Source organism: Aeromonas sp. SE22 (assembly GCF_038739755.1).
Taxonomy (GTDB): domain Bacteria; phylum Pseudomonadota; class Gammaproteobacteria; order Enterobacterales; family Aeromonadaceae; genus Aeromonas; species Aeromonas jandaei.
The window spans coordinates 151,137-173,962 of sequence record NZ_JBCGFD010000004.1 but is presented as its reverse complement, the minus strand read 5'-3'; the positions used below and the strand labels follow the sequence as shown (position 1 = coordinate 173,962).

The following is a 22,826-nucleotide window of genomic DNA, read 5'->3' as shown; positions in this document are numbered from 1 at the left end:
CTTACACACCCCACAGCACGACGAAACCCGTCATCAGATAGACAAACAGCACCACGACCAGCGCGAACTGCAGCGCACCGCGCAATCCCACTGGCTTGATATAGTCGGTCAGCACCTGCCACAGACCGATCCAGGCATGGATCAGTACGCACAGCAGAGCCAACAGGGTGAAGACCTTGGTGAAGGTGTTGGCGAAAAAGCCGGTCCACACCTCGTAGGTGATGTCGTTGAACGCGACAAAACCGACCAGATAGAGGACATAACAGCTCATGATGAGGGCGGTGGCGCGGATCAGGATGTAATCGTGTACGCCGCTGCGCCCGAAGGTTGCAGAATTGGTTACCATACAAGCACTCCCGCCAATACTGCCAGAACCGCGGTGATCACGAAGGCCACACGGGCGCTCTGATTGCCGGATTCCAGCTCTTCCCAATAGCCCATATCCATGACCAGATGACGCAAGCCGCCCACGATGTGGTATGCCAGCGCAGTCAGGATCCCCCACAGCACGAGTTTGACCAGGAAGTTGTCCATGATGGCAACCACGGTTTCAAACCCTTCGGGAGAGGCGAGTGAAGTACCAAGCATCCACAGCAAGATGCCCAGTGCAACAAAGGTGATGACCCCTGATACACGGTGCAGGATGGATGCAATGGCAGTGACAGGAAAGCTGATCGTCTGTAGGTCGAGGTTGACCGGTCTCTGTTTCTTTTTCACGCTTGCCCACTCAGCTCCATTGAGCACGTTAGTTATTGTTTTAACTCGTTTCTGAGGGCACGGGATGGTGATTGTTGGTTATTTGTTACCAAAACACTCTGAAAAAGCCAAAAATCCGGTTTTCGGTTTCACATCAGGCTTTGCCAAAGCGTTTCAAACACCCGCAGCCATGACCCACGTGGCGCAGTATATCGGCGGGCTTAACCGAAGACAATCAAATAGCTACAAAGAAAACACAAAACCGCAAACCTGATCGCATATTTTATTTAACATTTAATTAATGGCCATCCAGCAAAATTGACATTGATAGGGAACTCTGTTTCAAATAAGGCGCTCCAGCCACCTCGGTATGGGTAACAACCTTTGCCAGCGTCATAAAAGTCGTAATAGAGTAGGACTGGAACCAAATTATAAAGAGCAAAGGAGACGTGCTATGGCTGATAAGATAGCCACCCTACACCTGCCCGGGAAAGATCCGGTTGAATTGCCGATCCTCTCCGGAACAGTCGGACCGGATGTCATTGATGTCAGAAAACTGGGTGCACAAGGGTATTTCACCTTTGACCCGGGCTTCATGGCGACCGGTTCTTGCAAGTCCGCCATTACCTATATCGACGGGGATCAGGGTGTCTTGCTGCACCGTGGTTACCCCATCGCCCAGTTGGCCAAAGAGTCCAACTACCTCGAAGTCTGCTACATCCTGCTCTACGGCGAGGCGCCGACCAAGGCCCAGTTCGCCGAATTCCAGCGCACCGTAACCCGTCACACCATGGTGCACGAGCAGATCGCCTTCTTCTTCCGCGGCTTCCGTCGTGACTCCCACCCCATGGCCATCATGTGTGGCGTGGTGGGTGCCCTCTCCGCTTTCTATCACGACGCCCTCGATATCAATAACGAACAGCATCGCGAGATCTGCGCCTTCCGCCTGCTCTCCAAGATGCCGACCCTGGCCGCCATGTGCTTCAAGTACTCCATCGGCCAGCCGTTCATGCAACCGCGCAACGCCCTCTCCTACGCCGGCAACTTCCTGCACATGATGTTTGCGGTGCCGACCGAAGAGTACAAGGTCAACCCGGTGGTTGAGCGCGCCATGGATCGCATCTTCACCCTGCACGCGGATCACGAGCAGAACGCCTCTACCTCGACCGTTCGTCTGGCTGGCTCCTCCGGTGCCAACCCGTTTGCCTGTATCGCGGCCGGTATCGCCTCCCTGTGGGGCCCGGCTCACGGTGGTGCCAACGAGGCCTGCCTGCGCATGCTGGAGGAGATCGGCTCGGTGGATCGCATCCCCGAATACATCGCCCGCGCCAAGGACAAGAACGACTCGTTCCGTCTGATGGGCTTCGGTCACCGGGTCTACAAGAACTACGACCCCCGTGCCCAGGTGATGCGCGAGACCTGCCACGAGGTGCTCAAGGAGCTGCAGATCAAGGATCCGCTGCTCGACGTTGCCATGGAGCTGGAGCGCATTGCGCTCTCCGACCCCTACTTCGTCGACAAGAAGCTCTACCCGAACGTGGACTTCTACTCCGGCATCATCATGAAGGCGATCGGCATCCCGATGAACATGTTCACCGTGATCTTCGCCATCTCCCGCACCATCGGCTGGATCGCCCACTGGAACGAGTTCCACTCCGATCCGGACGGCAAGATCGGTCGTCCGCGCCAGCTCTACATCGGTGAGCCGCTGCGCAAGTTCGTCCCGATCGACGAACGCTAAGCGCTTGAGTCGACATGGTTTGTTACAAAGGCGGTCATTGACCGCCTTTTTATTTGTCGCTCTAATGCCCCTTTCAATTCGAAGGAGTCCACCATGAAACCTCTGCTTGTCAGCGCCGCCCTGCTGCTCACCGCCTGTCAGGGCACCACGGCCCCACAGGGTGAGACCCTCTACATCAACAGCCAGCTGGTCGATTGTGTCGGGGTCGGGCCGATGCAGTGCATGCAGGTGCGCAGCGACGAACAGCAACCCTGGACGCTCTTCTACCAGAACATTGAAGGCTTCCAGTTCGAGCCGGGCTACCAGTATCAGCTCACCGTGAAAAAGGAGCAGCTCACCAACGTGCCGGCGGATGCCTCCTCCCTGCGCTACCAGCTGATCAAGGTGGTCAGCAAGGTCGCCAGCAAGTAACGGCAGGATCAAAAACGGGGGATGGCGCAGGCCATCCCCCGTTTGTTATCACTGTCGCTTCACTAGAGCGACTATCGCAGCGGCAACGCCATATGGAGCAAGGGATAGGGCTTACCCTGGCCATCCAGCGGCGAGCGGCCCGTCACGACGAATCCCATCTTGTGGTAGAAACCCACCGCCTGCTCATTCTGCTCGTTGACGTCAACCAGCGTCGCGTCGCACTGGCTGATGGCATGTTCCACCAGCTGCCGACCCACGCCACTGCCGCGCACCGCCGGCGCCACAAACAGCATCTCTATCTTGCCATCGCATAGCCCGCAAAAACCGGCAATGCGCCCCTCCTCCATCCGGGCACAGTGCAGTGTCACCGCATCGAAGTAGTGCTCCAGAATAAGCGGCTTGAGCGCGAGGATCTCGGCCTCGGGCAGGAAGTGGTGGGTCGCCCGCACCGAGGCCTCCCACAGCGCGATCAGGGCCGGATAATCGGCCCGCGTTGCAGTATCAATCTTCATCAATGACTCTTTGTTGCAGCCCGCAGGATGGCTGTGTCCTCCCCGCGGGCCAACCTGATTAGCGTGCCTGCACCGCCTGCAGTAACACCGACACATCGGCACCAAAACTGCGGGTACGGATCGCCTCGCGGATCTCCGCTTCGCTGTAGCGGCTGCCCGGGTAGACCACCACACAGGAGGTGTCGCCGGGCTTGAGGAAGTGGGTCTCGCCAAACGGGGTATAACGGGTGGCACCGATGCTGATGAGCGCATGGGGAGGATGCCCCGCCTGCGCCAGCTGCCCCTGAATGTGCTCCGCCGGCCCTTCATCCTGTTGATGGTTGAACTTGTCGATGGCCCAGTCGAGCAGCTTGCCGTGGAAGTAGCTGTAGTCGATGGCGGCGCTGTCTACCCCGTAAGCGTGCAGCTCGCCATCGCGCTCCAGATAGCAGGCGATGCGATAGTCATCGAGCTCGCAACCGGCGGCAAAACCGGAGAGCGGCAGCAGGTTGGCCGCCAACCCCTTGCTCTCTTCGCCCCAGTTCTTCTTCTCGCTGATCTTTTTGGCGTTGGGACGACGGATGGAGCAGTCGTTATAGGCGCCAAAGGCACGGGGATGGATCGCCACCACCTGCTTGTCGGCATACTCCAGCTCGCACCAGAGCGCCACTTCCGGCTCAATCTGCACCTTCTCGTCACCGCTGACCGCCGCTTCCGGCAGGAAGATGGCGTTATTGCTCAGCGGGAACACCCCGAGCTGACCCGGATGGCCCGGCACGAAAAAGGGGAACAGCGCCTTGGGCGCGGTGGTATCGCGCACCACGACCGCCACGAAATCCGACGCTTCACCCGCCTGCGCCAGATGACCGGCGAAATTGCCCGCTACCCCGAGTCCGATAAACTTGCTCTCTGCTGTCACTTGCATCTTGCTCACCTGCATCTTGCCAACGCAAGGTAGCAGGCTCGTCGCCCACTACCGCTAAAGTGGCAAGATTAAACCACAAGGTCCCCGCCTTCGCCCAGTCCGGCCCTGCGGCGGTGTGCGCCAGCCCGCTTTTTTGGCCCCGACTGGCGACGCCTTGCGCCATTTCTGTCACCTCGTCCGCCACCCGGGCCGGTCATCTTGTCGCCATCGGCAACAAATCCACCTTGCTGCAAGCGGCCAACGCCCCGGAGAAGCGAAAAACAGAGTGCAACGCCCGAAAGCCGGGCTCATCAATCGATATAAACAAAAACGAGGGCATTCAGCCAAAATGCATAAATTCTACTTATAGTGACCAGCTTGGCCCCTCTCTGCCCCGCAGGCTGCCCGCCAAGCCCCCAGCGGCCATCTTCCGATCTCTTTCTCTCTATTTCTCTTTCTCCCTTTCTTCTCTTTGGCCTGCGCACCAATTTTGCTAGGCTGCCTGCCACACAGACTCACAGAGGGATCTTCTTGATGTCACAGGCACACTTTCAGGGCCGCTTCGAAGTCGAGTTCAAATATCGGCTGGCAGATCGCCCCGCCTTCCTCAAGGCGCTGCTCGCCCTCAATCCGCAGGTGATGCTGGAAGACAATCTGGAGCGGGATCGCTACTTCGACACCCCGGACGATGCCCTTACCCGCGCAGGCAAGAGTCTGGCGATCCGCACCATGGAGCCCTCGGGCATCCAACTCTGGATCGTCAAGGGGCCCGAGGCGGATCGCTGTGAAGCGGTCAATATCAGCGATGCCGACAAGGCTGCCAGCATGCTTTTGACCATGGACTACCGGCAGATCCTCGAGATCACCAAACAGCGCAGCATCTACTTCCTGGGCCCGTTTCACGTCACCCTGGATCACCTGGCCGGGATCGGCGATTTTGCCGAGCTGGCCATCATGACCGATGACGAGGCACGCCTGCCTGAATTTCGCCAGCAACTGCTCGCGTTGGCTGCGCGGCTGGGGCTCTCTCCCGATATGGAGGAGCCCCACTCCTACCGCACCCTGTGCAGCCGGCACATGCAGGCAACACCCACCACACAACCAGAGGATTCAACCCGATGATCGACAAACTCGCCTGGCTCACCTTTAAAGATCAGCAACTGCTCTGCGCCCGCTCCCACGGCAAAGCCATCTACTACATCCCCGGCGGCAAACGCGAGCCGGGCGAGAGCGACGAAGCAGCTCTGATCCGCGAGATTGACGAGGAGCTGGCCGTCACCCTGCAACCCGATACCCTGCGCTTTGCCTGCGAGTTCAGCGCCCAGGCCGATGGCAAACCGGCCGGGGTCGAGGTGCGGCTGCGCTGCTACACCGGCCAAGCCAGCGGCACCCCGGTCGCCTCAGCCGAGATTGCCGAGCTGCGCTGGCTCGACAGCAGCCATCTTGACGAGCTATCCCCCGTCTCCCGCCTGCTCTTTGGCTGGCTCAAGGAGCAGGGGCTGATCCGCTAACTGGCCGCAGCCTCCTTGCATCACGGCCAGAGCACACTGTGGCTGAACCGCAGGCAGGATGCCGTTCACACAACGAAAAGGATGTCGGATGGAGATTATTGACGTACCCGCTATCGAGGATCTGCTGCCCGCCCTCATCGCCCTGCTGCAGGATTGTGTCAACAGCGGTGCCTCGGTCGGTTTTTTACCGCCCCTCCGTGTTGAGGATGGGGCTAAATACTGGCAAGGGGTGGCAGCAGATCTGGCATCAGGGGGCCGAAAACTGTGGCTTGCCATTGAACAGCAAGCCGTTGTGGGCGCCGTGCAGCTCTCACTCTGTGGCAAGGCCAATGGCCGCCACCGGGCCGAGGTGGAAAAACTGATGGTACTGCAAGCGGCGAGAGGCAAAGGTATTGGCCGTGCGTTGATGCAGGCAATAGAGCAAGGCGCCCATGCCGCAGGTCGTTCGCTGCTGGTGCTGGATACTCGCGCCGGTGACGTAGCCTCCCACCTCTATCGTCAACTCGGCTATCAGGAGGCGGGCCAGATCCCCCATTTTGCCCTCGGTGCCGACGGCAAGCTGGCGGCGACGGTTATCTTCTACAAGATGCTCTGAACACTCCCCCCGCTTCTCTTATCAAAACAGCAGGGCCGAACTGACCGGCCCTGCTTGTGGCAGCGTGACTTTTTGTTGCAGCAATAGGCTTGCGACAGACAGCAACGAAACAGCCATTGACCCAGCCCCCCTCAACCCCCGCCATCGCTCGCGCCAAAATACAACAAAACCAATAAATTGATTAATTAAGGGATAATACGAGCCCCATTTCTTGTTCATCTCTTACTTCAGCAGGCGTATCGTGTGAGACCCATTTGATAATCAAATCTATGTTGTTCACTGCCTTGAGGAATAATGGATGCCTACTTTGCCCCGTACTGTCACCTCCCCCAAAAAGTTCATCATCGGCCAACACCTTCTCCCGCAACTCCATGAGCACGTTAAAGATTTTGGTGACAATGCGCTGCTCATCAGCGACGAGTTCATTCTTGAGCGGGTGCAAGAGGAGGCCCTGGCGGGGATCCTGCAGGCTGGCCTCAGTGGAGTGGTCGACAAGTTTCGCTACGAATGCACCGAACAGGAGATCCAGCGTCTGACCCACCTTGCCGAGCAATATGGCGCGAACGTGATTGTCGGGATCGGCGGCGGCAAGACGCTGGATGTCGCCAAGGCCGTGGCCTTCTATCAGCGTCGTCCGGTTGTGCTGTTCCCGACGATTGCCTCCACGGATGCCCCCTGTACGGCACTGGCAGTCATCTACAACCAGGTGGGCGAATTTGAGCGCTATCTGTTCCTGCCGCAAAATCCGGACGTGGTGCTGGCTGACACTGCCATCATTGCTGCCGCCCCTCCCCGCTTCTTTTCCGCAGGTGTCGGCGATGCCCTGGCCACCTATTTCGAAGCGCGCGCCTGCTATCGGGCCGACGGGCTCAATCTGGTTGGCAAGCGTCCTTCACGTACCGGGCTGGGTCTGGCAAAGCTCTGTTATGAGCTGCTGAGGGAAAACATCGAGCTGGCCATGGATGCGATACGCCACCATGTCTCCACTCCGGCGCTGGAGCAGGTCATCGAAGCCACCATCTACCTCAGCGGGGTCGGCGCAGAAGCCGGTGGGCTGGCCGCTGCCCATGCCGTCAACAATGGCATGTCACTGATCGCGGAGCTCCATCGTGCCCAGCATGGCGAGAAGGTAGTCTTCGGCCTGCTGACCCAGCTGGTGCTTGAGCGCGCCCCGCAACATGAACTTGATGAGGTGTTGCGCATCATCGACTGTGCAGGCCTGCCGATGACGCTGCAAGAGCTTGGGCTCACCCACTTTGATGAAAGCGAGTGGCGCAAGGTGGCACAGCTGGCCTGCGATCCCCTCGATACCATGGGCAACATGCCGATGACAGTCAGTGAACAGGATGTCTACGCCGCCATGGTAGCGGCCAATGCCATGGCAGAGCGTTATCGCCTCCGCCATCCCCGCGCCTGATTGATTTGCCGCACCCAATGCGGCAAACAGCAAAAAGGCTTGCCCATTGGCAAGCCTTTTTCATCTGCAATCCCTCTCTTGTCGGGATAGACGAACGTCTGCGCTGACTCAGGGTAGTTTAACCGCCCGCACTTCAACCTCAGGCAGGGCAAAGGCCTCTTGCGCGGCGATGAGTTGCAGCTCGTAAGCCTGCTGGCGCCAGGTCTCTTGCAGCACGGCGTCCACCGCCGCATTGGTACGCTCAAAGGCGCTTACCGCATCGTGCCCGGTCAGCAGGTTGGCCAACATCAGGGCGCTGATAAGATCGCCAACCCCGACCGGCTGGCGGGCAAAGTCATAGAGCGGGCGGGCAATCAGGTAATCCCCATCCGGGGTGGCCAGCAGCATCTCGAAACGGCTCGGGTCTTGCGCCGCGCGGCCCAGATGCTTGACCAGTACCAGCTTGACGCCACGGGCCAGCAGCTGATGGGCGGCAGCGCGGGTTTGCGCCAGATCCGCCAGATGGGTATCGCAGAGGGTCTCCAGCTCCAGCAGGTTGGGGGCCATCATGTCGGCCACCGGCAGCGCCTGCTCGGTCAGAAAACGGGTGACGCCGGGGGCGACGATGCACCCCTTCTCGGGATGACCCATCACCGGATCGCAGAAGTAGATGGCATCGGGATTGGCCGCCTTGGCGGCGTTGACCACCTTGAGGATCTCGTCACCCTGCTCAGCCGAACCCAGGTAACCGCTCAGCACCGCATCGCACTGGCCCAGCACCCCGATATTGCCCAGCCCTTCGGCCAGCGCGCTGATGTGTCCCGCCGGCATCGCCATTCCCTGCCAACCCTGTGCGTACTGGGTATGGTTGGAAAACTGCACCGTATTGACAGGCCACACGTCGACACCCAGACGGCGCATGGGGAAGACGGCGGCGCTGTTGCCGGCACAGCCGAACACCACGTGGGACTGAATAGAGATAACGGATTTCATCGGGATCACCACAACAAAGGATCAGCAAAGGGGGCAATATATCGGATGAAGATATTGGATTGCCACCCTGTCACGGCACGAACCGGCATTTTCCTGATTAAACGCAGGCTTTTGGCCTGAAGCCATGCCATTCTGCACTGCTTTGCATTCGTTTTTTCTGCTCGCTATGGACGGGCGAAGTGGTAGACCCACCCCTCATCCAGCGCCATCCCGGCTGGCGGAGTCAACAGGGCGGGCAGTCGGGCAACCCGACCGCCAGCGGCATATTGCAGCGCCATCAGGGCGCACAGCGCCGCATCGTAGCGATCCGTATCCGGCACCACATCGGCAGGCAGCAGCGCCGCCAGCTCGGGTCTGGCAGGGGATGCCTTGCCCGCAACCTTGGCCAGCGCCGGATAGACCTCCAGTACGGCGCGACTGGCCTGCGGGGCGACGGTCGGCACCAGTTGCAGCTCAGGCAGATTGGGCAGCATGGAGAGGGCCAGGGTGGCATTGTTGCCGAGCCGGTCGAAGGTGGCCGACAGCGGCTTCTTGCCATATTGCTGATACAACCAGCGCTCGCAGTCGCGATAGGCGTAGGGGTTGTCGATCTCCCGCTCGGGCACGGCGCAGGAGAGCGGCCGGCCGTTAAGCAGGTCACGCAAGGCGCGGGGAAAGGCGAGCGGCGCATCGATACCGAGCGCCAGTTGCGGGCAGGCCTCGACCTGCGCAAGCAAGGCTTCGTCTTGCAGGGCCGGACGCAGCAAGGCGGCCAGATCCGGCGCGACCCGTGAGCTCAGGCGAAACAGCGGCGACACCCCGAGCCAGTGCAGGCTGTTGGAGTCGGCCTGCCAGCCCACCACGGCCACCGCCTGGGCGCTGCCCTGCCAGCCCCGCACATCCCAGCCAATTCCGATTGCACTCATCTGCCCTGCCGTCATCTGTTACCTCTGTGTCACGGATAGAAGGGGCACAGGGTAATCAGCCGAAGCGCTTAACGCAAAGCGAACCGCCCACTCAGAACGATTTCTGGAAGTTCACCAGCGGCAAAATGGGGAAAACGCCGTTGGCGGCGTAGTTGGCCAACCCGATCTGCAAGCCGTCGAGGTGTTTGGTGGCATTGATAAAACCGATCTGGAAGGTGGTGCGCTCGGCATAGTTGACCAGCCCGACGTTGGCCAGCGCATTGCCTTTGGCGATATTGACCGCCCCCCAGTTGATCCCCTGTACGTTATTGGTCAGGTTGACCAGCCCGAGATTGACGCCGGTATCCTGCCCCTCATGCCAGTTGACGGCATTGATGGCCACCCCGCCAAACTGGTGGCGCACCCGGCCAGCACCGAGAAAGATCCCGAGCTGCAGGCCACTGAACCGATCCACATCGGAGAGGGCAAATACCGGCAGATCGATCCCCTTCACCTGACCGGTACGACCGTAAAGCAGAGAGGCGCGCGCCCCTTCCACCTGATGGGAGGCGGGCAGATTGACCCCGGGCAGGGAAAACTGTACCGGCGTACTGGCTTGCGCTGCGCCGCACAGCGTGAGGGCGCCGCAGGCCAGCAGCAGTCGGGAGAGTGTCATGGGAAGCTCCTTGCAGTTGCATCAGCAGGAAAAGGAGCATGCTAACAGCCGGGGAGTACCGAGGGGACAGCGCGAGGGACGCGCTGCGTCATCAGGCGTCCCAGCCATCTACCAAATGCGGGGTGGCACGCAAAAAGGCCGCCTGTGTCCGGCCATTTTTCACGGCCATCGGCCCCCTTCCCTTTCCTTGCCGGGGTGAACTGCCTAAAATAGCCGCCCTGCCACGTCCGGCATTCATCCAGTTAGAGGATTTCCCATGGAGACGTTTCTGCTCGAAGGCCACCCCTTCGTTGCCTTGTGTGACCTTATCAAGCATCAGGGTTGGGCCGATTGTGGCGGCGCGGCCAAGGCGCTCGTCGCCGAAGGGCTGGTCGAAGTGGACGGTCAGGTAGAGACCCGCAAGCGCTGCAAGATCGTGGCCGAGCAGGTGGTCAACTTCAACGGCATGAAGGTCGTGGTCAAAGAGGGGATGAGCCCGGAGATCGAGTGATCGGTCACGGCTGATTGCCGCCGCTCCGCCAGATCTGCCGGCGGAGCGTTTGAGCAGCCCGCACGGGCGTATCTCTTGAGCGCGTCAGCTGGCCTTGATCGAGAGGGTCAATACGAAACGCGCCATCGCCTCATCCCCGTTCAGTGACGGACAGGTGGCCACCACCTGGATGGGGCGATTGATGCGCTGACCAGTGGCCAGCGATTCATCGATCATGGCATCGATCTCCTCCCCCGCTGCGCAGTCAAACTGTACATCCCCCTCGGGCCGCTTCAAAAACTCCCCCTGTACATCCTTGAAGGCGAAGTGCACCTTCTTGCGTCGCTGCCGCCCCTTCTCCATCACCAGCAGACCGCCCACCAGATCGGCGCCGGTGGCCAGCGCGCCAAAATACATGCTGCCCAGATGGTTGCGGGTACGCCAGCCAAGGGGAATGCGAATGCGCAGCGCCCTGGCGCTCATCTCTTCGATGATCGGGGCACAAAAACCGATGACGGGAATGTAGCGCCAGGCAAAGAGCCGCAGCGCCAGGTTGGCCTTCAAACGTTGCAAATCCATATGCGAACTGATCCGATGAGTTGATGTAAACAACATGTTGCCAGCATGACCATCATTGGACAAGGACGCGGATCACGCTTGCCGCTATTTCATTGCCCAAAAAAAGAGGGAACCGCAACGGTTCCCTCTTTGTGCATTTGCCGGTCGATCAGGCCAGCTTCTCTTCGAGCCAGGCCCCCTGACTCTGCATCTCGAACAGCTGGGCATAATGGCCGCCGAGGGCCATCAGCTCGCCATGGCTGCCCCGCTCGTTCACCTGCCCGCGAGAGAGCAGCAGGATCTCGTCCGCATCGACGATGGTCGAGAGGCGGTGGGCGATGGCAATGGTGGTACGGCCACGACGCGCCGCCGCCAGCGCCGAAGAGAGGGCCAACTCGGTCTGGGAATCCACGCTGGCAGTCGCCTCGTCCAGAATGAGGATGCGCGGATCGCCCACCAGGGCGCGGGCAAAGGAGAGCAGCTGGCGCTGCCCGGCGGAGAGGTTCTTGCCCCCCTCCTCCATCAGGGTGTTCAAGCCATCCGGCAGGCTGCGCACAAACTCGGCCAGCTGTACCTCGGTCAGCGCCTGCCACAGCCGCGCCTCGTCGATGCCAGCCCGGCCGAGCCGCAGGTTCTCGGCCAGGGTACCGACGAAGATAAAGGGATCTTGCTGTACCAACCCGATACTGCGGCGCACCGCCGAGAGCGACAGGCTCGCCATGGGGTGATCATCAAAGCGGATAATACCCTGACCCAGTGGATAGAAGCCCATCAGCAGGCTGATGATGGTGGACTTGCCGCTGCCGGTGTGGCCCACCAACGCCAGCATCTGGCCCGGTGTGGCGGTAAAGCTTATGTCACGCAGCACCTGCTGCTCGCCATCGTAGGAGAATCCCACCCGCTCGAAACTGACCCGCCCTTCCAGCGGGAGCTGCTCGCCGTCGGTACTCTCGCGGGTTTCATCGAGCAGGGCAAAGACCCGCTCCCCCGCCACCATCGCCTGCTGCAGCTGGTTGAGCTGGTTGGTCATCTCGATAAGCGGCTCAATCATCCGCCCCAGATAGCTGATAAAGGCGTAGAGCACCCCCACCTGAATGGCACCCGCGCTACTCAGCCCCTCGTGGGCAAACAGCGCCAGCAGACCGATCAACACCATCATGTAAAAGAGATCGATAAGCGGGCGCAGCAGGATGCCGTTGATCTTGAGACTCTTGAGGCGCGCCGCCCAGTGCTGCTGGTTCACCTCGGCAAAGGCGTTGGCAAAATGGCGCTCCTGCACCATGGCCTGAATGACCGGCATCCCCTGTAGCGACTCGTTGAGACGGCTGTTGATGTCGGAGAGCAGGCTGCGGGTCGCCCGTACCACGGGCACGCTCAGTTTCTGGTAAAGCCACATCACTCCGCCCACCGCCGGCAGCAGGCAGGCACACACCAGCATCAGCCGCAGATCCAACAGCGCCATGGAAATGAGAATGCCGCACAAGAGCACCACCTTCTGCACCAGCAGCCCAATCACCTGCACGTAGAGGTTCATGATCGCCTCGGTGTCGTTGGTGATACGGGAAATCAGCGAGCCGGAGCGATGCTGGTCAAAGTAGCGGGCCGGCAACCGGATCGCGGTGGCAAATACCTGTTCGCGCAAGGTTTGCACCACCGCCTGGGCGATGCGGTTAAAGCGCAGGGATTGCAGGTAGAAACCCGCGGCAGAGAGCACCTGCAAACCGAGATAGCCGGCAGCAATGGCCGCAATGGCGGGCCACACCAGCTGGCGCGGTGTCAGATAGTCATCGATGAACAGTTTGATCAGCAGGGGGCCCGCCACTTCGGCACCGGTGGCCAACAGCAAGCAGAGGCCTGCCTGGATCAGCCAGCGCGGATAACGGGCACAATAGGCGAGCAGCCGTTTGATGGTCGGGTTCACAGGCTCTCCTCCACAGCTTCTTCAAGACGCTGGTAACGCACCATATCTGCATACCAGCCATTGTGATCCATCAGGGCGCCGTGGCGGCCACGCTCACTGACTGCCCCCTGCTCCAGTACCAGAATTTCATCGGCCTGCTCCACCGCCGTCATCCGGTGGCTGACCAGAATAAGGGTGCGCTTGTGTGCCTTGAGAGCATGCAGGATCTGCTGCTCGGTGTGGGCATCCACCGCCGAGAGCGCATCATCGAGCACCAGAATGGGTGCCTCCAGCAGCAGAGCACGGGCGATGGCGAGCCGCTGCTTCTGGCCGCCGGAGAGGGTCACCCCCTTCTCCCCCACTTCGGTCTCGTAGCCTTTGGGGAAACGGCTGATGTCGTCATGGACACAGGCGATCCGCGCCACCCGCTCCACCTCCTCGCGGCTGGCATCAGGCCGACCAAGGGCGATGTTGGCAGCAATGGTGGTGGAAAACAGGAATGGCTCCTGCGGCACATAGGCAAACTGGCTGCGCAGCTCACCCAGCGCAAGTTGCGAGATGGGAATATCCCCCATGCAGATCTCTCCCGCAGTGGGATTGGCCAGCCGCATCAGCAGTTTGAGCAGAGAACTTTTACCCGCACCGGTACGCCCGACAATCCCCAGCATACCGCCAGCTTGCAGGGTGAACTCCACACTCTGCAACAGGGTACGTTGCTCAAGCTGGTACCCCACATCGCGGGCCTGCAACGGGAAGGGCGAGACCAGCGCAAGCGGGTGAGCCGGCTCTTCGATATCGCTGCGCTCGCCGAGCAGACTTTCAATTCGCGAATAGGCGGCGCTGCCCCGCTCTATGATGTTGAACAGCCAGGCGATGGCGAACATGGGCCAGATCAGCTGGCCGAGGTACATGGTGAAGCTGGTGAGCTCCCCCAGGGTCAGCTCGTCACGGAGTACCAGTGCACTGCCACCCGCTACCGCCAGAAAATAGGAGCAACCGATGCAGAGATAGATGACGGGATCGAACTTGGCATCGATGCGGGCCACAGCCATGTTGTGTTCCCCGGCCTGCCGGGTCAGTTCGGCAAAACCTTGATCTTCTAGGGATTCAACGGCGTAGGACTTGAGCACTCGCACACCGGAGAGCGCCTCCTGGGTTTTGTTGTTGAGTTTGGAAAAGGCCCCCTGCGCTGATTTGAACTGCTTGTAGATCTGCTTGCCAAAGCGGTTCATGAAAAAAGCCATCACCGGCAACGGCAACAGGGAGAGCAGAGTCAGTTGCCAGGAGTACTGGCTGCACATGATGGAGAGCACCAGCACCCCGACCATGATGGAGTCCACCAGGGTCAAGACCCCTTCCCCGGCGGTCATCTCCACCGCCTGAATATCGTTGGTGGCATGGGCCATCAGATCGCCGGTACGGTGGCGCTGGTAGAAATCGGGGCTCATCCGGGTGAAGTGGCTGAACAGACGGTTGCGCAGCACAAAGGCTAGCCGGTACGAGGCGCCAAACAACATGACTCGCCAGGCATAACGCAGCATGTAGATGAGTAAACCGAGGCCAAACAGTCCGGCCAGATAGCCCGTCAGCGTTGCGCTATCGAGGGATCCCCTGGTAATGCCGTCCACCACCCAGCCGACCACTTTGGGCGGAATGACGGTCAACAAGGCCACCACCATCAGCAGAGATATGGCGATCAGATACCGCCGCCACTGCTCCCTGAAAAACCAGCTCAATCGTATAAATACGCTCACACCACCAACCTTTGCCCTTTTAACTGCCATAAAGCACAGATGCAGACAGCATTCTCACGGGTCGACATCAGAATAGAAAACAATCGCCTCCGGCTGGAGGCGATTTGAATCGAAGGGTCATCATATCCCGAACCAGGGGGTATGAGAATAATTACTATTTAATTCACTGAGAGGGGCGATCATCACCTGTTGCATAGGGGTTATACGTATTCTCATGCTGCTCACCGGTCAGAAGAAAGTGGGATACCTCCTCTCTGGTCTGGCTGAATACCTGTTGCAGTTGCTCAAGATCTGCTTCGCTCAGCACCTCGTTTTGCCGCAGCCGCCACTCCAGCTCGCCAGCAACCACCTGCAGACGGGCTGCGGAGATATTGGCCGACACCCCCTTGAGGGTGTGCAGCAGTTTGCACGCGACATCCGGCTGCTGACGGCGCAAGGCCGAGCGGATCTCCCATAGATCATCCTTGTGCTCCGACATGAAGAGCTTGAAGAGGATCTGCAGCGCCTCCTTGTCCTGCTCCAGCCGCTTGAGCGCATCCTGCAGGTCGAGCACCCCCATCATGTCGGGCGGTTTCACCTCCAGCATACCGCTCTGCTCCAGCTCTTGTGGTTTTACCCACTGCAGCAGGTTATTGTAAAGATCAAGCTTGCTGACCGGTTTGGTGACATAGCCATTCATCCCGACCCCCAGACAACGCTCCTTGTCGCCCGGCATGGCACTGGCGGTCAGCGCTATGATGGGCACATCGTGCTTGTCGACCATCTTGCGGATCTGGCGGGTAGCATCGAGGCCATCGAGCACCGGCATCTGCAGATCCATCAGGATGACATCAAACGGCTGCTCGGCAACGCGTTCCACCGCCTCGCGGCCATTGTTGACCACGGTCACGACTGCATCCACACGGCGCAGGTATTCGATAATGAGTTGCTGGTTAACCCGGTTATCCTCGGCAAGCAACACCCGGGTTCCCTGCAGCAGAGATTTGAAATGCTGCTGATCGCCTTGCGCTTCCGCTTGTCGCAAGTGGTGTTCATAAGAGCTGCCGTTGAGCAGCTCATCCACCTTGGCCAGGAGGGAGTTTTCGGTCATCGGCTTGGGCAGGAAATGGGTCAGACCGATGCTTTCCATCTTGCCGTGCAGACCATCTCTGGACCAGGCACTGATCATCAGAATGGGGATCCGTCGCCATTGGCTGTGCTGATACATCTCAAGAGCCAGATCCAGCCCATCCTCCTGCCCCATCCGCCAGTCGAGAATAGCCAGCTTCAGGCTCTGCCCCTCTTCCCGCAACACCTGACGAGCACGGGAAAGCGAATTGACTGCAAGCACTCTGACGCCGGCGCGGGTAAGGATATCTTTGGCCAGATCCAGCACCAGCTCGTTGTCATCCATCACCAGCACCAGCGGTTGATGTTCGAAGAACACTTTACGGCCGGCCACGCCATACACAGCCTGAGTCATGGGAATATCAAACTGGAACAGCGAACCGACCCCGGGTTTGCTCTGCACCGAGATCCGCCCGCCCATCAGTTCCACCAGGCGCTGGGAGATGTTAAGGCCAAGGCCGGAACCGCCATATTTTCTGGTATTGCTGGCATCAATCTGGGTAAAAGCCTGAAACAAATGAGCCTGCTTATCCTCCGCAATCCCGATACCGGTATCACGGATACTGAAGCGGATCCGCATGGGATGCGCGCTCGCCAAACTAATCGATACTTCCACCTCACCACGCTCGGTAAACTTGATAGCGTTATTGACCAAGTTGACCAGCACCTGCCCCAGACGCAGGGGATCACCACGCAGGAAAACCGGAACATCAGACGACTTACAAATGATCACCTCGACATGTTTGCGTTCAGCCAAATCGGCAAACATGCCCGCCAGCGAATCCAGCTGCTCGCTGAGATCGAAATCGATCTCTTCCAGCGTCAGCTTGCCTGATTCCACCTTGGTCAAATCGAGGATGTCGTTGATCAGCAGCAGCAAGGTATCTGAAGAGGATTTTATCTTGCCAAGATAATCACGCTGTTGTTGATCCAGCTCGGTTTGCAGCGCCAGCGAACTAAACCCGATGATGGCATTCATGGGCGTGCGGATCTCATGGCTCATGTTGGCCAGAAAATCGCTTTTGGCCTGCGCCAGCAGACCGGTCTGGTGAGAGAGCTCACTCAGCTTCTGATTTCGCCGCCACAGGGTATAGGCCACCAGACCAAAGCAAATCAAAGCCCCCCCGAGCACCATCAGATAGAAGCGGTTCATCAGTTTGGCGGCACACTCAAGCCGATCGAGCTTCCAGCGCACCAGAGTATCAACCACATGCATGTCGATCAGCCTGTTACGCAATGTGTGATACGCAACCACTTGGCGACTCAGATCTGCACTCAACTGAACCAGAGCTATAACGTCTGGCTGATCGCGATACCGGGTTGTCAATTGTTGCTGCAGCAGGGTCAGCTGCTCCTGCTCCTCTTTACTCCAGCTTTTTTGCAGGAATGACCCCAACTGTGCCAGCTCCTTGAGATTGCTCTGCAAGGTGTCGTCTGCCTGTGGCAGTGCCAGTACCTTGTGCAGTTGCAGCTGGAATGGCTGCTGAATGTACTCTATCGCCATCTCCATGGCATGAAGTTGGGCCAGCTCCATCAGATAGGATTCCATATCCTGTAACAGAGTCTGGGAAAGGGGAAAAGAGATGAGCAGTGGATCACTGCGAACCATACGCACAAAGCTATCCAGATTTGCAGATAACTGGCTGAGGCGCTGCTGAACGTTGGTGTCATTGGCCTGCTCCCGTCCAAGCAAATAGACGGTATCCGAATTAATCCGGTTCAGCACAACCTCTGCCGCGGTACTCATATCCTCAGCTTGCTGCTGCTGACTGAGCAACTGCCAGCAGTATCCCGAAAACGCGAGCAGCAAGGCCACAACCAGCCCAAGCAGCACACGGTTTTTCCGTGATCCTTTGTTCATCCCGTCTCGACTCTCAACTGTGGTCGCTGAATTATCCTGCAGGGTAATGAACCCCGGGAGCATGATCCACTCCTGCCGGTCATTGTGTTACCGTGACGCGGCGCTGATTGGGCAGTAAATCTCCCCATCAGAATACATCTACAGGAGCCAATTATGTCATTTGTCACTACTTATTGTAGCCACTGCTTTACCAGAAACCGCCTGCCTGAGGACCATATCGACCATTCAGCCAAGTGTGGCCACTGCAAAGCCGCGCTTTTTGGCCAGACCCCGACTCTCGGTCGTGACAACCTGTTCGATACTCTCATCAGCTCCGACATTCCGGTTGTCGTCGATTTCTGGGCCAGCTGGTGCGGCCCTTGCCAACAATTTGCCCCTGTGTTTCACGAAGTGGCCCACGAAATGGAACCACAAATGCGCTTTGTCAAAGTGGATACCGAGCAGCAAGCCAGCATCGCTGCACGCTACGCCATTCGCAGTATCCCCACGCTGATGGTTTTCAAACAGGGCAAGATGGTGGCGCAAGTCAACGGTTCACTGCCCAAGAGCATGTTCAAACAGTGGCTGGAGCAATTCGTCAACGTTTGATGGATGTTGTGCACATGTTTAATTTCGCGCCGATTAATCAATCACTCTGTGAGTAGTGACTGATTTTCGGCACACAGGCCTGTTTCATCCAGGTGAAGGGATGTAGTCTCGGCAACACAAAAACAACCATAAATTAACCGAGAGAACATTATGCACACATCTGCTGTACCCTCAGCCTCATCTCGCTGGCTGGATTTCAAATCAGGGATAGTTATCCTGGATGTCCTGCTGCTCTGTGCCATGCTCGCCTGGCTACCGTTTGACCCCATGGTCAACAAGGGGCTGGGTATTCTGGTCTTCATCGCCATCCTCTGGCTGACTGAAGCCCTCCATGTCACCATCACCGCACTGCTGGTGCCTCTGCTCGCGACCGTGCTCGGGGTCTTTGACATGAGCAAGTCACTCACCGACTTCGCCAACCCGATCCTCTTCCTCTTTTTCGGTGGCTTCGCGCTAGCTGCCGCCCTCTCCAAACAGGGACTGGACACCCTGATGGCTGGCAAGGTGATGCATCTGGCCAACGGGCACCTTGGCTGGGGCGTCATTTTGCTCTTCACCATTACCGCCGCCATGTCCATGTGGATCAGCAACACCGCCACCACCGCCATGATGCTGCCACTGGCGATCGGCATGCTGACCCGCCTTGATAGCAAAAAGAATCGTGCCACCTTCGTGTTCGTCCTGCTTGGTATCGCCTACAGCGCCAGCATCGGCGGTATCGGCACCCTGGTGGGTAGCCCACCCAACGCGATTGCAGCAGCCCAGATGGGGATCGGCTTCACCGACTGGATGAAGTTCGGCATTCCGGTCGTCCTTATCCTGATGCCTTGCGGCATTGCCCTGCTCTATCTGGTCACTCGCCCGCAGCTCAACCACAAGGTTGAACTGCAGGATGTCACCATCAACTGGACCCGCGAGCGCAAAGTTACCCTGGCTATCTTCCTGACCACTGTGGTGTTGTGGATCGGTTCGCAACCTATCTCCAACGCCTTTGGCGGGATACCTCAACTCGATACCCTGATCGCCATGGGGGCCATCGTTGCCATCGTAGTCAGCCGCGTCGCCAGCTGGGATGACGTGAACAAGAACACCGACTGGGGCGTGTTGATGCTGTTTGGCGGCGGCCTGACCCTGAGCGCCATCCTCAAGGCCACCGGTACCAGCGCCTTTCTGGCGGAACATCTGTCGGCCGTCCTCTCTCACGCCAACATTTTCGTGATCCTGCTGCTGCTTGCCGCTTTCGTGGTCTTCCTGACCGAGCTGGTCTCCAATACCGCGACCGCTGCGCTGCTGATCCCGCTCTTTGCCGGTGTGGCTGAAGCGCTGGGCGTCTCTCCCGTCGTCATGGCGGTTCTCATCGCTATCGGTGCCTCTTGCGCCTTTATGCTGCCAGTCGCAACGCCGCCCAATGCCATCGTCTTTGCCAGCGGCCATATCCGCCAGCAAGAGATGATGAAAGCCGGTATGTCATTGAATCTGGTCTTCACTGTGCTGCTGGCGATGCTGGCCTTCTTTGTCGGCGATATTCTCTGATATCCACTAACCCCCGGATAAACAAAACCCCCGCATTGCGGGGGTTTTTTATTGCCGTGAACCGTTAGTTGACGGAGCAGCGTTTCAGGTTCCAGATCCGCTCTACATAGTCCTGAATGGAGCGGTCGGAGTTGAACTTGCCCATGGTCGCCGAGTTGATGATGGCCTTCTTAGCCCACAGCGCCGGATCGCGATACCAGGTATCGATCAGCTTGTGCGCATCGGAGTAGGACTGGAAGTCCGCCAGTGTCAGGTAAGGGTCACCCCCTTCCAGCAAGGAGCGCTTGATGGAAGCCAGCTCACCCGGACGACCCGGAGTGAAGTAGTCGGTATCAAACCAGTCCAGCACAGCTTTCAGCTCTGAGTTCGCATAGTAGAAGTCATACGGGTTGTAACCGCGGCCTTTCAGGGCCTTCACCTCATCCACGTTCAGACCGAAGATGGCGCAGTTTTCAGCACCGGCCTCTTCCGCGATCTCGATGTTGGCGCCGTCCAGCGTACCGATGGTGATGGCACCGTTGAGGGCCATCTTCATGTTGCCGGTACCGGACGCTTCATAGCCTGCAGTGGAGATCTGCTCGGAGACGTCAGCTGCCGGGATCAGCTTTTCGGCCAAGCTCACGCGGTAGTTCGGCATGAACACCACTTTCAGCTTGCCCTGAATACGGGCGTCGTTGTTGACCCGATCCGCCAACTTGTTGATGGCATAGATGATGTCTTTGGCCAGCTTGTAACCCGGTGCCGCTTTGGAGCCGAAAATGAACACGCGCGGATGCATGTCATAGTCCGGGTTGGCCAGCAAACGACGGTAGAGCGCCATGATGTGGATAAGGTTCAGCTGCTGACGTTTGTACTCGTGCAGACGCTTGATCTGGACATCGAAGATCGCCTCGGCGCTCACATCGATGCCGGTTTCCGCCTTGATGACCTTGACCAGCTTCTCTTTGTTGTGCCGCTTGATGGTCATAAACTGCTTCTGGAACGCTTTGTCGTCGGCAAACTTCACGACACCACGCAGCTTGTCCAGCTGAAGCGGCCACTCCTTGCCCACCACTTCGTTATAGAGTGCAGCCAGTTCCGGGTTACACGCCAGCAGCCAGCGACGCGGGGTTACCCCGTTGGTCACGTTGCACATTTTTTCCGGCCACAGCTCGGCATACTCGGGGAAGAGATCTTCCTTGACCAGCTTGGAGTGGATCTCCGCAACGCCGTTCACTTTGGAAGAGCCGATGACGCAGAGGTTGCCCATGCGCACCTTGCGTACACTCCCCTCTTCGATGATGGAGAGTTTGGCTTTAATGGCATCATTACCGGGCCACTTGGGTTCGACCAGCTCGTTCAGGAAACGGGCGTTGATCTCATAAATGATCTCGAGATGGCGTGGCAACACCTTCTCGAACAGGCTGACAGACCACTTCTCCAGCGCTTCCGGCAGCAGGGTGTGGTTGGTGTAGGAGAAGACCTGATAGCTGATCTCCCAGGCGGCAGCCCAGTCCAGCCCCTCTTCATCCACCAGCACTCGCATCAGTTCGGGAATGGCGATAGTGGGGTGAGTATCGTTGAGCTGGATAGCGATTTGGGCCGCGAAATTGCTGAAGTCACTCTCATGTACCCGCTTGTAGCGGCGCATGATGTCCTTGATGGAGCAGGCGCAGAAAAAGTACTGCTGGATCAGGCGCAGCTCTTTACCGGCATCGGTCTCATCGTTCGGATAGAGCACCTTGGAGATGGTTTCGGCCTGTGCTTTCTCTGCCTGGGAGTCGATGTAACCACCGGCGTTGAACACGTCCCAGTCAAAAAATTCGGAGGCTCGGGATTCCCACAGACGCAGGATGTTGACGGTACTCCCGCCAAAACCGACGACCGGGATATCCCAAGGCACCCCTTTGATCTTGCGACCCGCGTGCCAAACCTTCTTCAGGCCGCCATTGTCACCAAACACGGTCTCGACATAGCCATAGAGGGGGACTTCCTGTACCGACTCCGGACGGCAAATCTCCCAAGGGTTGCCATATTCACGCCAGGAGTCCGGACGCTCAATCTGGCGGCCATCCTGGATCTCCTGACGGAACAGACCGTGTTCGTAGTGGATACCGTAGCCCACTGCCGGGTAGTTCAGGGTTGCCAGCGAGTCGATGAAGCAGGCAGCCAGACGACCCAAGCCACCATTGCCGAGCGCCATATCGGGCTCTTGTTCACACAAGTCGGTCAGATCCAGACCGAGTTCGCTCAGCGCCTCTTCACAAATCTTGTAAAGAGAGAGGTTGTGCAGGTTGTTGGAGGTCAGACGCCCCATCAGGAATTCAGCAGAGAGATAGTGAATAGCACGAGTATCTTTCTTGAAGTGAGTCTGCTGAGTGCGGGTCAGGCGCTCGTAAACCTGTTCGTTGACCGCCGCTGCGGTGGCTTTCCACCATGCATCGTGAGAGGCTTTCTGTTCGCTTGTTCCCAAGGTAGAACGCAGGTGACGCACGATACTCGCCTTGAGCTGATCTTTATCCAGTTGGAGATCCTGGTCTGTCTTCTTCTTGGTAGCCATAAACCATATTCCTTCGTTACAAATAAAATTGTTATCCCGAGGATCGGGACCGGCGCTGTTGTTATCTCAAAATATGTACCGGCGTGAGAATACTAACGAAAGCCGCACAATTAAAAGTTAACGCAAGTCACACTTTAACCGATGAAAACCGCCCCAAAAGCGTGAAAACCCTTTCCTTTGACTCGTTGCCATTCATAAAAAATAACCACCTTTATCAAT

General features: G+C 58.5%; 23 protein-coding genes. 10 read left to right on the top strand and 13 right to left on the bottom strand.

Annotation, left to right across the window (positions count from 1 at the left end; translation table 11 throughout):
* Position 1: 1 nt before the first annotated feature.
* Positions 2-346, bottom strand: coding sequence for a succinate dehydrogenase, hydrophobic membrane anchor protein (gene sdhD, locus AAHA39_RS10300; protein WP_041210306.1), 345 nt, complete (start codon positions 344-346; stop codon positions 2-4).
* A complete protein-coding gene (gene sdhC / locus AAHA39_RS10295; RefSeq protein ID WP_041210307.1) occupies positions 340-717 on the bottom strand; it encodes a succinate dehydrogenase cytochrome b556 subunit in 378 nt (125 codons plus the stop codon). Before sdhC ends, sdhD begins: the two co-directional genes overlap by 7 nt.
* 64 nt (positions 718-781) lie before the next feature.
* Here sdhC and AAHA39_RS10290 point away from each other — a divergent pair, with 64 nt between their 5' ends.
* The 3 genes from AAHA39_RS10290 to AAHA39_RS10280 all read left to right on the top strand — a co-directional run bounded on the left by AAHA39_RS10290 (position 782) and on the right by AAHA39_RS10280 (position 2,848).
* The gene (locus AAHA39_RS10290; RefSeq protein WP_124242845.1) at positions 782-970 is read left to right on the top strand and encodes a hypothetical protein; all 189 of its coding nucleotides are present in this window, start codon (positions 782-784) and stop codon (positions 968-970) included.
* Positions 971-1,150: 180 nt separating this feature from the next.
* Positions 1,151-2,437 (top strand): citrate synthase, encoded by a 1,287-nt coding sequence (locus tag AAHA39_RS10285; RefSeq protein ID WP_033116137.1) that lies wholly within the window; start codon positions 1,151-1,153, stop codon positions 2,435-2,437.
* 93 nt (positions 2,438-2,530) lie between these two features.
* A complete protein-coding gene (locus AAHA39_RS10280; protein WP_320657314.1) occupies positions 2,531-2,848 on the top strand; it encodes a DUF4377 domain-containing protein in 318 nt (105 codons plus the stop codon).
* 71 nt (positions 2,849-2,919) lie between these two features.
* On the opposite strand, the gene AAHA39_RS10275 is transcribed toward AAHA39_RS10280, so the two are convergent.
* Together AAHA39_RS10275 and AAHA39_RS10270 are read right to left on the bottom strand one after the other, a co-directional pair.
* Positions 2,920-3,360: an acetyltransferase gene (locus AAHA39_RS10275; protein WP_320657313.1), complete on the bottom strand. Its 441-nt coding sequence runs from the start codon at positions 3,358-3,360 to the stop codon at positions 2,920-2,922.
* A gap of 58 nt (positions 3,361-3,418) precedes the next feature.
* A complete protein-coding gene (locus AAHA39_RS10270; protein WP_320657312.1) occupies positions 3,419-4,264 on the bottom strand; it encodes a DUF5718 family protein in 846 nt (281 codons plus the stop codon).
* Positions 4,265-4,777: 513 nt separating this feature from the next.
* Here AAHA39_RS10270 and AAHA39_RS10265 point away from each other — a divergent pair.
* From AAHA39_RS10265 to AAHA39_RS10255, 3 genes are all read left to right on the top strand, one after another.
* Complete coding sequence (locus AAHA39_RS10265; RefSeq protein WP_320657311.1) at positions 4,778-5,365, top strand: class IV adenylate cyclase; 588 nt, start codon at positions 4,778-4,780, stop codon at positions 5,363-5,365.
* Positions 5,362-5,754 (top strand): NUDIX hydrolase, encoded by a 393-nt coding sequence (locus AAHA39_RS10260; protein WP_042032071.1) that lies wholly within the window; start codon positions 5,362-5,364, stop codon positions 5,752-5,754. The genes AAHA39_RS10265 and AAHA39_RS10260 overlap by 4 nt, the downstream gene beginning before the upstream one ends.
* An 88-nt stretch (positions 5,755-5,842) precedes the next feature.
* Positions 5,843-6,349: a GNAT family N-acetyltransferase gene (locus AAHA39_RS10255; protein ID WP_320657310.1), complete on the top strand. Its 507-nt coding sequence runs from the start codon at positions 5,843-5,845 to the stop codon at positions 6,347-6,349.
* A gap of 21 nt (positions 6,350-6,370) precedes the next feature.
* On the opposite strand, the gene AAHA39_RS10250 is transcribed toward AAHA39_RS10255, so the two are convergent.
* Positions 6,371-6,568: a hypothetical protein gene (locus tag AAHA39_RS10250; protein WP_320657309.1), complete on the bottom strand. Its 198-nt coding sequence runs from the start codon at positions 6,566-6,568 to the stop codon at positions 6,371-6,373.
* Between the two features lie 79 nt (positions 6,569-6,647).
* Here AAHA39_RS10250 and AAHA39_RS10245 point away from each other — a divergent pair, with 79 nt between their 5' ends.
* A complete protein-coding gene (locus tag AAHA39_RS10245; protein WP_320657308.1) occupies positions 6,648-7,766 on the top strand; it encodes a glycerol dehydrogenase in 1,119 nt (372 codons plus the stop codon).
* Positions 7,767-7,874: 108 nt separating this feature from the next.
* Here the strand turns inward: AAHA39_RS10245 and pdxY are convergent, their stop codons facing one another.
* The 3 genes from pdxY to AAHA39_RS10230 all read right to left on the bottom strand — a co-directional run bounded on the left by pdxY (position 7,875) and on the right by AAHA39_RS10230 (position 10,298).
* On the bottom strand, positions 7,875-8,738 hold the full coding sequence (gene pdxY, locus AAHA39_RS10240) for a pyridoxal kinase PdxY (protein ID WP_320657307.1): 864 nt from the start codon (positions 8,736-8,738) through the stop codon (positions 7,875-7,877).
* A gap of 164 nt (positions 8,739-8,902) precedes the next feature.
* The gene (locus AAHA39_RS10235; protein ID WP_320657306.1) at positions 8,903-9,658 is read right to left on the bottom strand and encodes a DUF429 domain-containing protein; all 756 of its coding nucleotides are present in this window, start codon (positions 9,656-9,658) and stop codon (positions 8,903-8,905) included.
* Between the two features lie 76 nt (positions 9,659-9,734).
* The gene (locus AAHA39_RS10230; protein WP_320657305.1) at positions 9,735-10,298 is read right to left on the bottom strand and encodes a VC2662 family protein; all 564 of its coding nucleotides are present in this window, start codon (positions 10,296-10,298) and stop codon (positions 9,735-9,737) included.
* A 256-nt stretch (positions 10,299-10,554) separates the two neighbouring features.
* On the opposite strand from AAHA39_RS10230, the gene ybcJ reads away from it, so the two are divergent.
* On the top strand, positions 10,555-10,788 hold the full coding sequence (gene ybcJ / locus AAHA39_RS10225; protein WP_033116144.1) for a ribosome-associated protein YbcJ: 234 nt from the start codon (positions 10,555-10,557) through the stop codon (positions 10,786-10,788).
* A gap of 84 nt (positions 10,789-10,872) precedes the next feature.
* On the opposite strand, the gene AAHA39_RS10220 is transcribed toward ybcJ, so the two are convergent.
* The 4 genes from AAHA39_RS10220 to AAHA39_RS10205 all read right to left on the bottom strand — a co-directional run bounded on the left by AAHA39_RS10220 (position 10,873) and on the right by AAHA39_RS10205 (position 17,947).
* The gene (locus tag AAHA39_RS10220) at positions 10,873-11,346 is read right to left on the bottom strand and encodes a DUF4442 domain-containing protein (RefSeq protein ID WP_182925588.1); all 474 of its coding nucleotides are present in this window, start codon (positions 11,344-11,346) and stop codon (positions 10,873-10,875) included.
* A gap of 148 nt (positions 11,347-11,494) precedes the next feature.
* A complete protein-coding gene (locus AAHA39_RS10215; RefSeq protein ID WP_320657304.1) occupies positions 11,495-13,246 on the bottom strand; it encodes an ABC transporter transmembrane domain-containing protein in 1,752 nt (583 codons plus the stop codon).
* Entirely contained in the window at positions 13,243-14,979 is a 1,737-nt protein-coding gene (locus AAHA39_RS10210; protein ID WP_320657303.1) for an ABC transporter transmembrane domain-containing protein, read from the bottom strand. Before AAHA39_RS10210 ends, AAHA39_RS10215 begins: the two co-directional genes overlap by 4 nt.
* Positions 14,980-15,142: 163 nt before the next feature.
* On the bottom strand, positions 15,143-17,947 hold the full coding sequence (locus tag AAHA39_RS10205; protein ID WP_320657302.1) for a hybrid sensor histidine kinase/response regulator: 2,805 nt from the start codon (positions 17,945-17,947) through the stop codon (positions 15,143-15,145).
* Between the two features lie 153 nt (positions 17,948-18,100).
* Here AAHA39_RS10205 and trxC point away from each other — a divergent pair, with 153 nt between their 5' ends.
* Positions 18,101-18,535 carry a thioredoxin TrxC gene (gene trxC, locus AAHA39_RS10200; protein WP_320657301.1) on the top strand — a complete coding sequence of 145 codons (435 nt, stop codon included), beginning with the start codon at positions 18,101-18,103 and terminating at the stop codon, positions 18,533-18,535.
* A gap of 150 nt (positions 18,536-18,685) precedes the next feature.
* Complete coding sequence (locus AAHA39_RS10195; RefSeq protein ID WP_320657300.1) at positions 18,686-20,068, top strand: SLC13 family permease; 1,383 nt, start codon at positions 18,686-18,688, stop codon at positions 20,066-20,068.
* A 64-nt stretch (positions 20,069-20,132) separates the two neighbouring features.
* Here AAHA39_RS10195 and AAHA39_RS10190 read toward each other — a convergent pair whose 3' ends face one another.
* A complete protein-coding gene (locus tag AAHA39_RS10190; protein WP_182925594.1) occupies positions 20,133-22,607 on the bottom strand; it encodes a glycogen/starch/alpha-glucan phosphorylase in 2,475 nt (824 codons plus the stop codon).
* Between the last annotated feature and the right edge of the window lie 219 nt (positions 22,608-22,826).